Annotated in this window: 10 protein-coding genes; all 10 read left to right on the top strand. The window is 59.2% G+C overall.

Going from position 1 to position 9676, the window contains the following annotated elements:
- Positions 1–650 precede the first annotated feature (650 nt).
- Positions 651–926 (top strand): DUF4242 domain-containing protein, encoded by a 276-nt coding sequence (locus VFN25_RS04110; RefSeq protein WP_325139112.1) that lies wholly within the window; start codon positions 651–653, stop codon positions 924–926.
- Positions 927–1036: 110 nt separating this feature from the next.
- A complete protein-coding gene (locus tag VFN25_RS04105; protein WP_325139114.1) occupies positions 1037–1609 on the top strand; it encodes a GFA family protein in 573 nt (190 codons plus the stop codon).
- A gap of 98 nt (positions 1610–1707) precedes the next feature.
- Complete coding sequence (locus VFN25_RS04100) at positions 1708–2163, top strand: GNAT family N-acetyltransferase (protein WP_325139110.1); 456 nt, start codon at positions 1708–1710, stop codon at positions 2161–2163.
- A gap of 211 nt (positions 2164–2374) precedes the next feature.
- Positions 2375–3808 (top strand): serine hydrolase, encoded by a 1434-nt coding sequence (locus VFN25_RS04095; RefSeq protein WP_325139106.1) that lies wholly within the window; start codon positions 2375–2377, stop codon positions 3806–3808.
- A 527-nt stretch (positions 3809–4335) separates the two neighbouring features.
- Positions 4336–5802: a cytochrome-c oxidase, cbb3-type subunit I gene (ccoN, locus tag VFN25_RS04090; RefSeq protein ID WP_325139104.1), complete on the top strand. Its 1467-nt coding sequence runs from the start codon at positions 4336–4338 to the stop codon at positions 5800–5802.
- A 10-nt stretch (positions 5803–5812) separates the two neighbouring features.
- Positions 5813–6478 carry a cytochrome-c oxidase, cbb3-type subunit II gene (ccoO, locus tag VFN25_RS04085; RefSeq protein ID WP_325139102.1) on the top strand — a complete coding sequence of 222 codons (666 nt, stop codon included), beginning with the start codon at positions 5813–5815 and terminating at the stop codon, positions 6476–6478.
- Positions 6475–6660 carry a cbb3-type cytochrome c oxidase subunit 3 gene (locus VFN25_RS04080; protein ID WP_325139099.1) on the top strand — a complete coding sequence of 62 codons (186 nt, stop codon included), beginning with the start codon at positions 6475–6477 and terminating at the stop codon, positions 6658–6660. Before ccoO ends, VFN25_RS04080 begins: the two co-directional genes overlap by 4 nt.
- Positions 6657–7568 carry a cytochrome-c oxidase, cbb3-type subunit III gene (ccoP, locus tag VFN25_RS04075; RefSeq protein WP_325139097.1) on the top strand — a complete coding sequence of 304 codons (912 nt, stop codon included), beginning with the start codon at positions 6657–6659 and terminating at the stop codon, positions 7566–7568. The genes VFN25_RS04080 and ccoP overlap by 4 nt, the downstream gene beginning before the upstream one ends.
- A gap of 1 nt (position 7569) precedes the next feature.
- Complete coding sequence (locus VFN25_RS04070) at positions 7570–7788, top strand: hypothetical protein (protein ID WP_325139095.1); 219 nt, start codon at positions 7570–7572, stop codon at positions 7786–7788.
- Positions 7785–9676: heavy metal translocating P-type ATPase (locus VFN25_RS04065; protein ID WP_325139093.1), on the top strand; the 1892-nt coding region annotated here is incomplete at its 3' end. The genes VFN25_RS04070 and VFN25_RS04065, both read left to right, overlap by 4 nt.

The raw sequence follows: 9676 nt of genomic DNA, 5'->3' as shown, positions 1-9676 counted from the left end.
GTCTGGTGCGTGTGCTGTTTTCATGATCAGGTAGCCTCATCAATTCTTGGTCGAATGTCCCCCGGAAACGGGGGTGTGAGGCTACATTTTATATTCCCGCGGAGCTGCGCCTTTTTTGCCGCATAGCGGCTTCGTCCAACTGGTCATTCGAGCCGACGTGCTAACGCACGCGGCTCAATTCGGGTGTTGTACCCAACTTATGAACCGTATCGCATCCTTGCTCGGGCCACTAATGTTCCTCTTCGGCTGCGCTGCTCAAAGCATCGCTCCCAACCCAGGTATGGCCGGCTCAACAACCGTACCCCCTAACCACATCGCCAATGTCAGTAGAGACGTCCAAGGTTGGCACGACATGCAGCACAGATCATGCCCATTTGTGCGCGTCGTTGAAACCCAAGTAGAGTCGCCCTCGGAAATCACGTCGGAGCTATGGACCATCGAAGCATGCAAAGGGAAGCGGTTTACGTACCGCGTAAGCATCTACTCACGTGCAGGAGGTGGGCTTCAGGACTCAGTGTCTAATGCAGACAATAGCCCTGCGACGCAAGAGTGAGGTACAACTAATCAATCAAGCCGACCGCTAACGCGGCGGCTTATTTCCGGTGTTAGACCCCACACGGGGAACATGATGGCAACTCAGGAGAAAGGATATGACCCAGTATCTGATTGAGCGTGAGATAGCCGGCGCAGGAGACATGTCTGGCGAGGCGCTTCGCGATGCTTCAAAGCACTCCAATTCGGTTCTTGCAGAAATGAGCCCAGAGATCGAATGGGTTCATAGCTACGTTGCCGGTGACAAGATCTACTGTGTGTACAACGCACCAAGTGAGGACCTCATCCGCGAACATGCTGAAAAGTCGGGGTTCCCAGCAAACAGGATCACGCCAATCAGTGCAGTGATTGATCCGTCGACAGCCAATGGCTAGTGGGGTCTAACAAGTCCGTAAGAGACTTCCCGTCAACCCCGGACGCATGACGTTTTTGCCCTGAGCTTTCGGGCCACTGCTGGCTAACGTGCTGTTCCATTTTGTGCGTGATGCGTGTCAATGTTTTGCGTGCTGCAACGATTGCCAGAACGCATTTCCGTCCAGAAAGCTTCTACCCCGATTCTGCAGTCTGGCCCTTCAATCCATCGGGCTACCCTTGGCGACCGGTGAATTCAGAGGAGATGTCGATGAAAGGCACAGATGCGCAGACTTCGGATCAACAGACCGGCGGTTGCCAATGCGGGCGTATCCGCTATGCCGCGCCATCGGCGCCAATTGCGCTCTATGTCTGTCACTGCACCGAATGCCGAAAACAGTCCGCCTCGGCGTATGGTATTTCCTACACCATCGACAGGAAGTCACTGGAGATTCTTGGTGGAGCGCCAGCCATCTGGACTCGCGTCACCGCTTCCGGGCACACCCTCGAGTGTGCCTTCTGCCGGGACTGCGGATCGCGTTTGTGGCACCAGAGTACGGGTTACCCGGCGACCTTGAATATCAAGGCAGGTTCTTTTGATCAGCCGGTAGATCTCAGCGACGCGATTCACATCTGGGTGTCCAGCAAACTTCCGGGAGTGGTGATTCCGGGCGACGCGGTTACCTTCATGCGCGAGCCATCTTGAGATCTCCGCTGTGATACATGGAGATGGAGGAATCTTGCGTTTGATTTGTCGCGAAGCGCACTGGAAGATTCCTCCATCTGCACTTTCAGGGCATCAACATGATCAACATTACCGTACGGCTGGCCGAGTCAGACGCGGACCTGGAGCGAATGAGTACCGTTCTCCTTGAGCTTCGCGGGCATCTTGAGAAGTCGGAATTGATTTCCCGGATCCGCTTGCAGCAAGAGAGCGGCTATGAGGTTGCGTTTGCCGAGTCGGATGGCGAGGTCGTGGGTGTCGCCGGTTTCGTGATCGGGCACAAGCTCGCGTGGGGAAAGCACATGTACATCGATGACCTCGTAACCAGCGAGAAACGCCGGTCCGAGGGCGTTGGCAGTCAACTTCTCGCATGGTTGAAGGCGTACGCGACAACTCACGACTGCGCGCAGGTTCACCTTGATTCCGGGGTGCAGAGATTTGCCGCGCACCGTTTCTATCTTCGTCATGGATTCGATATCGCAAGCCATTATTTCTCGATGCTGGAGCTGGATTCGCCGCAGCGTGGCTCTGCCTGATTCCGGTAGTCAGAATCGCCCGCGTTCCGCAGACGCGGCCGCGTTGCCGCTTCTCCCGGTGTCGCCGGAATTTGCGGATCGCATCAATGCGAATTGACGGTTTCACCACTTGATCAAAGTCTCCCCGTACCATGCGCAGACCCCGGTTGTCTGCATGGCGCTGTTGCAGCAAACCCGGAGCAGTGCTCCCTCCACATCATCGGCAAACTCCATGAGAACCCATCGCACGATTCATGCAGGAAAATTGAGCAGTCTGCCTGCAGCCTCACGCGCAAGACGCTGTCGATTGATCGTTGCCGCGCTGATGCTGTTCGCCTGCGGTCTCGTGCATGCGGATGCGATTGACGATCTGCTGGCGGCAAGAATGCAGGCAAGCCACATTCCGGGCTTGCAGATTGCGATTGTCAAAGACGGCAAGCTGATCAAGACGGCCAGTTACGGCATTGCCAATCTGCAGGATTCGGTGGCTGTGGATAACGACACGGTGTTCACCATCAATTCGATGACCAAGGGCTTTGCCGGCGTCGCGGTGATGCAGCTGATCGAGCAGGGCAAGCTGAAACTTGACAGTCCAATCTCCGATTATCTGACGGACCTGCCGACTGCGTGGCGGTCGATCACGGTGCAGCAGTTGCTGAGCCACACCTCCGGTTTGCCCGACATCATGGGTGAGGCGGGTTACTTCATCCCGATGGCCGGCGCCGACGCTGCCTGGAAGCGCGTCCAGCAGCAGCCACTGGAGTTTGTCGCCAACACCGAGTTTCGCTACAACCAGACCAACTATTTGCTGGTGGGCAAATTGATCGATGCCGTGGCCGCGCAGCCGTTTACCGATTTCATCGTCAACAACCAGTTGCGCAAGGCCAACATGCCGCGGACCGAAGCGGCAGGGTTCGCTCATTTCCAGGGGGTCGTAGCGCACCAGGCGCGCGGCTATACCCATGACATCAGCGGCGAGCTGATCACGGTCTACTCCGAGTTTCCGCCCTACCTGCGCGCGGCAGCGGGCATGAGCTCAAGCGCCAGCGAAATCGCCCGCTGGCTGATCGCATTGCAGGCAGGCAAGTTGTTCGCGCACGAGGCAAGCCTGCAAACCCTGTGGCGGCCGGCAAAACTGGCCAATGGCAAAACCTCCGGCTTCAGCCGTTTCCTCAATGGCTATGCGATGGGTTGGCAGGTGATTGACCGCCCGACGCACCCGGCTGTGGCTCTGGTTGGCGGCAATCGGGCCGCGCTGATGGTCTACCCCGAAGACAATCTGGCCATTGTCGTGCTGACCAATCTGATGGGTGCATCGCCGGAAACGTTTATCGATGCCATCGCCGGCCACTACATTCCGACCATGCAGTCGATCAACGGGATTGCCGTGGCCGCCGAGGTGCTCGACGAGTATGTCGGTGACTACGCGTTTGAAAAGTTCTCCATCTCCGTCTCGGTGGAAGCAGGCGTGCTGACCTTGCTCGCTTCCGGCAAAGGCCAGGAGAAATTCCCGGTATTCGCTGAAACCGACAAGGACTTTTTTGCCAAGGTCATCGACGCGACGTTTCATTTTCAGCGCGCCGAGGACGGAGAGGTCACGGGGCTCGTGTTTCGCCAGGGCGGCAACGACATGCAGGCCAGCAAAGTCGGGTCGCACGACAGTTGAAGGTTTTGATGCAGGCTGAATTGCACGATATTGGGTGTTGGCACGGATACGCGAAGGTTCGGTGCCGATGAGCGTCGACAAACTCGCGTCGCCCGAGTTGGCTGGCGGTGGCGGACGATCAAGGCAGAAAGCCACTCGAAACCGCCTGGCGTGCTGGTAGCGCCTCGAAAGATCTGCGGCAATTGATCGCAGTGGTCGCCGTCTGCGCATGCCGCTATTCGGCTGCAGGCCATGTTTCTATTGGCTTCTCGTGCAAATCCGGCGTTTCGGGCTGCGTCTACAAGCCGCAGGCATTTGGCCGCTTGTGCCGGCGAGCGGAGCAGCCGCAGTTGAATTATCGACTCATAATAGGTGGGTCGTCTTCGATGACGCACCCTTCCAACAGTTTGCTGGTGCCCGATGGGAATCTGCAGTACGGTTGGAAGGCGTTTTGCGTTGCGAAATTGTCGACCCGGCTCGCCTCCTTGTCTTTCGTTGGCTTCAGGCGTGCCTGATGGCTTTTGCGTTCTAATTTATTGGACAAATTCATGCCTAATACCGAAACCTACGATGACGAAGTAGTTCGACTGTTTCTGCTCGCTGCTGCCATCTGGGGCATTATTGGCATGTCGTTAGGTGTCTATGTTGGTGCGGAATTGGCATGGCCCGCATTGAACTTTGATACCTCATGGCTGACGTTCAGTCGCTTGCGGCCCTCGCACACGTTCGGCGTGATCTTTGCTTTTGGCGGCTCCGCCTTGATGGGAACCTGCTACTACGTTGTACAACGGACAGGGCATACGCGTCTTGCGCTGAACAAGCTGGCCACATTCACCTTCTGGGGCTGGCAACTGGCTTGCGTACTGGCCATGGTTACCGTGCCCATGGGCATGACCCAGAGCAAGGAATATGCCGAACCGGAATGGTTCGTCGACATCATCATCGCGGTGGTCTGGGTATCTTTCGGAACGGTGTTTTTCGCCACTCTGGCGCGCCGCCGCATTCAGCATATCTATGTGGCGAACTGGTATTACGCCGCCTTCATCATCGCGGTCGGCTTGCTGCACATCGTCAACAATCTCGCCCTGCCGGTGTCGCTGACCAAGTCCTATCCGGTCTATTCCGGCGTGGTCGATGCGATGGTGCAGTGGTGGTACGGACACAACGCCGTGGCGTTCTTCCTGACCGCCGGTTTCCTCGGCATGATGTATTACTTCGTGCCACGTCAGGCCCAGCAGCCGTTGTGGAGCTATCGCTTCTCGATCGTCAATTTCTGGGCGCTGATTTCGGTCTACATGTGGGCCGGTGCGCATCATCTGATGTTCACCGCGCTGCCGGACTGGGTGCAGTCGGTCGGCATGGCATTTTCACTGGTGCTGCTGATGCCGAGCTGGGGCTCGGCGGCAAACGGTTTGATGACCTTCCAGGGCTCCTGGCACAAGTTGAAAACTGATCCCGCCGTGAAGTTCATGGTCATGGCGCTGGTGTTCTATGCGGCCTCGACCTTCGAAGGCTCGATGATGGCGATCAAGTCGGTCAATTCGTTGTCGCACTACACCGACTGGACCGTTGCCCACGTGCATTCGGGCTCAATCGGCTGGGTCGCGATGATCACGATCGGGTCACTGTATGCGATGGCGCCGCGTGCGCTGGGCCAGCCGAAGATGTACTCGGTTCGCGGCATGGAGGTGCATTTCTGGCTGCACATGATCGGCTTGTTGCTCTACATCATCGCGATGTGGGCCGCCGGTGTTACCGAAGGCATCATGTGGCGTGCAACAGGTGCCGATGGCGCCTTGAGCTACAGCTTTCTCGAAAGCCTGATCGCGGTCAAACCTTTCTACATCATCCGTGCATTGGGCGGTTTGCTCGTTGTTTCGGGAATGGTGGTGATGGCGTGGAACCTCTGGCACACGGCAGCCGATGCGCGTGCGCATCTGATCAAGCCGATACCCGTGCCGATTCCAGAACCGGTTGCGCACCAGGTTCCGGCTCCGCTGCCCGCCCATTCCTGAGGAGATCGATATGGCAAGTGGCTACAAATTTATCGAGGCGATCGAAAAGCACGCGGGTCTGCTCGGCATCTGCATCGCGATCATGGTTTCGATTGGCGGACTGGCCGAGATCACGCCGTTGTTCATGAAGGCGCATTCGCTGGAGGCGCCGGCGGGCGTCAAGCCTTACGACGCGCTGCGCCTGGCTGGCCGCGACATCTACGTGCGTGAAGGATGCTATCTATGCCATTCGCAAATGATCCGAGCACAGCGATTTGAAGTGCAGCGCTATGGCGCGCATTCGGTCGCCAGCGAATCGGTGTACGACCGTCCTCACCAATGGGGCTCGAAGCGCACCGGACCGGATCTGGCCAGAGTCGGCGGCAAATACTCCGATGACTGGCAGCGTCTGCATCTGCTCTCGCCACGCAAGCTCGTGCCGGAATCGAACATGCCGAACTACCCATGGTTGCAAGACGCTGAGATTGATGGCGCGGACATGCAGGCACGCATGCGCACCTTGCGCATGCTCGGCGATCCCTACACCGATGCCGACATCGCCGGAGCGCCGGAAGCCGTGAAAGGAAAGACCGAACTCGATGCGATGGTTGCCTACCTGCAAGGGCTTGGCACGCTCAATGTCGATACCTCCGCGCCGCCTGCACCGGGCACACCGGCTTCATCAGGTCAGCCATGAATCCGCTCTGGGGTCAGGTGGCCGGCGTCATCACGGTGATCCTGTTGCTGGTCTTCATCGGCATCTGGATCTGGGCGTGGCGGCCGTGGCACAAGAAAACGTTCGACAAGATGGCGCAGATTCCCATGCAGGACAAAGATGTGCCGCAAGAAAACAGTGAAATCGAGGACGCCAAGAAATGAGTACATTCTGGTCAGCCTGGGTGATGTTCCTGGTCGTATTCAACCTGGGCATCACCTTGTTTCTTTTCTTGTGGGGACAGCGCGTGCGCATCCCGCTGCAGCCCGACGGCACCACAGGTCATGTCTGGGCGCATGGCACGATTCGAGAGGCCGTGCGCAAGTTGCCAGCGTGGTGGGTCTGGGTTTCCGCCTCGATGTTCGTTGCGGGCATCGGTTACCTGATCCTTTATCCGGGTTTCGGTGCCAGCAAGGGAGTACTTGGCTGGACCTCGGGCGGCGAACTGGCCCGCGACGTCGCCAGCAACGATGCCAAACTCGCGCCGATGATGGAGCGCCTGCGCTCACAGCCGGTCGAGAAACTCGCCAGTGATGGTGAGGTGATCGATTTTGGCCACCGTCTGTTCCTCGACAATTGTGCGGGATGTCATGGTCGTCAGGCACACGGAAATCCGCTGCTCGGGGCTCCGAATCTGGGTAGTGGTGGCTGGATGTACGGCGGTACGGGCGACGATCTTCTGGCCAGTATTCTTGATGGTCGACGCGGTCAGATGCCGCCGTTCTCGGCCACCTTCGATGAGGCAACAGTGAAAAATATTGCCAACTACGTGTTGAGCCTTTCCGGCGCGCAGCACGATGCCAAGATGGCCGCGGAAGGCCAGCCGCAATTCGCCGTATGCAGCGCCTGTCACGGCGCCGACGGCACCGGCAATGTGGCACTCGGTGCACCGAATCTGACCGATGCCATCTGGGTCCATGGTGGCGACGAAGAGACCATCGAGGCAACCATCAAGCATGGTCGCAGTGGCGTGATGCCTAGCTGGCGACCGCGACTCGGAGAGGAGCGTTCACGTGCTGTCGCGGCCTGGGTTTTCGCCAACGCGCAGGGCGAAGCGAGCGCGCAGAAGTGATATGAGCGACAACGACCAGCGCTGGTACCAACAGCCGATTGCCTGGTTGGGTATCGCGATTTTCGTCGCTTCAATGGCCGGATGCATTCACTTGATCGTGCTTGCATCGACCCATCAGGATCCTGCCCTGCCGAATACCGATAGCGACATCTCGTTCCGGATTCCGGCGACGCGGGAGTCGCCGGATCCGCCACTCGCTCCCGCGAACGAGGAGCCATGAACGCCGTTGCCGACATTTGTTGGCATTGCGGCGAACGACTCCCGTCTGCTGGCGTCGTGTATGCGGAAGTGGCGGGTCGCAAGCGCGCCATGTGCTGCCAGGGTTGTCAGGCAGCAGCGACCTGGATCGAGCAACTCGGCCTCGGCGACTATTACCGATTGCGTACCCATCCGGCACAGAAGCCGGATCCTGGCGCGAACGCAGCGGATGCCAGCGAGGCCTGGCAGCGGGTCGAGAATTCCCGTCACGTGATTCGCGATCTCGGTGACCATCAGCGCGAGATGATGCTGCTGATCGAAGGCGTGCGCTGTGCTGGCTGTGTCTGGCTGATCGAACGCGCGTTGTCATCCTTGCCGGGCGTGTCGAGCGTGCAGGTCAATGCCGCCGCGCGGCGCGCTCGCGTGGTCTGGGATGAGCAACAAACCGGATTGATTCCGATTCTGCAAACCTTGTCGCGGGCCGGTTACCAGGCCCTGCCACTGGATGCGAAGGCACTTGATGACTTGCGCCGTCGTGAGTCGCGCGATGCACTCAAGCGCCTTCTGGTCGCCGGTTTCGGTGCGATGCAGGCGATGATGTATGCGGCAGTCCTGTATCTGGGCGCTCTGCAGCAAGACGATACTTCGACGCGTGATTTGTTCCGCTGGCTGGGTTTCCTTGTCGCCACGCCCGTGGTGTTGTATTCGGCGCGACCTTTTTTCGCCGGCGCGCTGCGTTCACTCAAGGCGCGTCAGCTCGGCATGGATGTGCCGGTCGCGATTGCAATCGGAGCAATCTATCTTGCCAGCCTGTTCGAGGCCTGGCGCGGCACAGGTCATGTGTATTTCGAATCGGTGTCGATGTTCGTTTTTTTCCTGCTTACCGGCCGCTACCTGGAAATGCGCGCCCGGCATCGGGCTGGTGATCTTACCGATGCGCTGGCGCGCCTGACGCCGGCGTTCGCCGAGCGTCGTCTTGACGATGGAAGTCTGGAGCGGGTCGGTGTGCATGAACTCGTCAAGGATGATCGCGTGCACATCGGTGAGGGCGGAATCGTGCCGGTCGATGGTGTCTTGCTGAGTGCACATTGCCGCGTCGACGAATCCCTGCTGACCGGCGAGTCCGCGGCGCTTGAGAAGCGGCGCGGCGACAATCTGATAGCCGGTAGCGTGCTTGTCGATGGACCTGCGCAGGTTGGTGTAGAGCGCGTCGGCAGCGAAACCGTACTGGCCGGCATCGCGGCTCTGGTTGAAGGCGCACAGGCTGAGCGACCGAAGCTGGCGCGAGCCGGTGATCGAGCGGCTTCGCGCTTCGTCGCCCGTGTGTTGAGCTTTACCGCGCTGACCTTCTTCGTCTGGTTCTGGTTTGATCCGGCGCGTGCCTTTCCGGCCGCGCTCGCTGTGCTGGTCGTGTCCTGTCCGTGCGCCTTTGCGCTGGCCGTGCCCGCGGCGATTACACGCACGCTGGCTGTGCTGGCCCGGCGTGGCGTCCTCGTTGTGCAACCCGATGCGATCGAGGAGCTGGCCGAGGCAACCCATGTCGTGTTCGACAAGACCGGTACCCTGACCGAAGCGAAACTGGCCCTCGGCAACGTGCATGTGTTCGAAGGGGAGTCGCGTGAATCGGTATTGCGATTGGCGGCGATGATGGCGCGCGAAAGCCGGCACCCGGTTGCCAGTGCGATTGCCGCCGGTTGCGCCGGCTACGCCATCGATTCTCCGCAACACGCCGAGATCAGTGCCCAGGCCGGGCTCGGCATCAGTGCCAGGATCGACGGGCGTCAGTTGCGTCTCGGCCGCGCTGATTTCGCACTTGTCGACAACGCGAGCGCGGATGGTTACGAGGATGCCGTTTTGCTTGCCGATGAGACCGGTCCGTTGGCTGCATTCCACCTCGATGAGCGACTGCG

This window comes from Dokdonella sp. (genome assembly GCF_035703485.1).
Classification (GTDB): Bacteria; Pseudomonadota; Gammaproteobacteria; order Xanthomonadales; family Rhodanobacteraceae; genus Dokdonella.
This window is presented reverse-complemented; position numbering and strand designations above follow the sequence as displayed.

What these genes read in the sequence shown, in the direction of transcription:
- VFN25_RS04110 (WP_325139112.1), top strand. Translation starts at nt 651, where the DNA reads ATGACCCAGTATCTGATTGAGCGTGAGATAGCCGGCGCAGGAGACATG.
- VFN25_RS04105 (WP_325139114.1), top strand. Translation starts at nt 1,037, where the DNA reads ATGCGTGTCAATGTTTTGCGTGCTGCAACGATTGCCAGAACGCATTTC.
- VFN25_RS04100 (WP_325139110.1), top strand. Translation starts at nt 1,708, where the DNA reads ATGATCAACATTACCGTACGGCTGGCCGAGTCAGACGCGGACCTGGAG.
- VFN25_RS04095 (WP_325139106.1), top strand. Translation starts at nt 2,375, where the DNA reads ATGAGAACCCATCGCACGATTCATGCAGGAAAATTGAGCAGTCTGCCT.
- ccoN (WP_325139104.1), top strand. Translation starts at nt 4,336, where the DNA reads ATGCCTAATACCGAAACCTACGATGACGAAGTAGTTCGACTGTTTCTG.
- ccoO (WP_325139102.1), top strand. Translation starts at nt 5,813, where the DNA reads ATGGCAAGTGGCTACAAATTTATCGAGGCGATCGAAAAGCACGCGGGT.
- VFN25_RS04080 (WP_325139099.1), top strand. Translation starts at nt 6,475, where the DNA reads ATGAATCCGCTCTGGGGTCAGGTGGCCGGCGTCATCACGGTGATCCTG.
- ccoP (WP_325139097.1), top strand. Translation starts at nt 6,657, where the DNA reads ATGAGTACATTCTGGTCAGCCTGGGTGATGTTCCTGGTCGTATTCAAC.
- VFN25_RS04070 (WP_325139095.1), top strand. Translation starts at nt 7,570, where the DNA reads ATGAGCGACAACGACCAGCGCTGGTACCAACAGCCGATTGCCTGGTTG.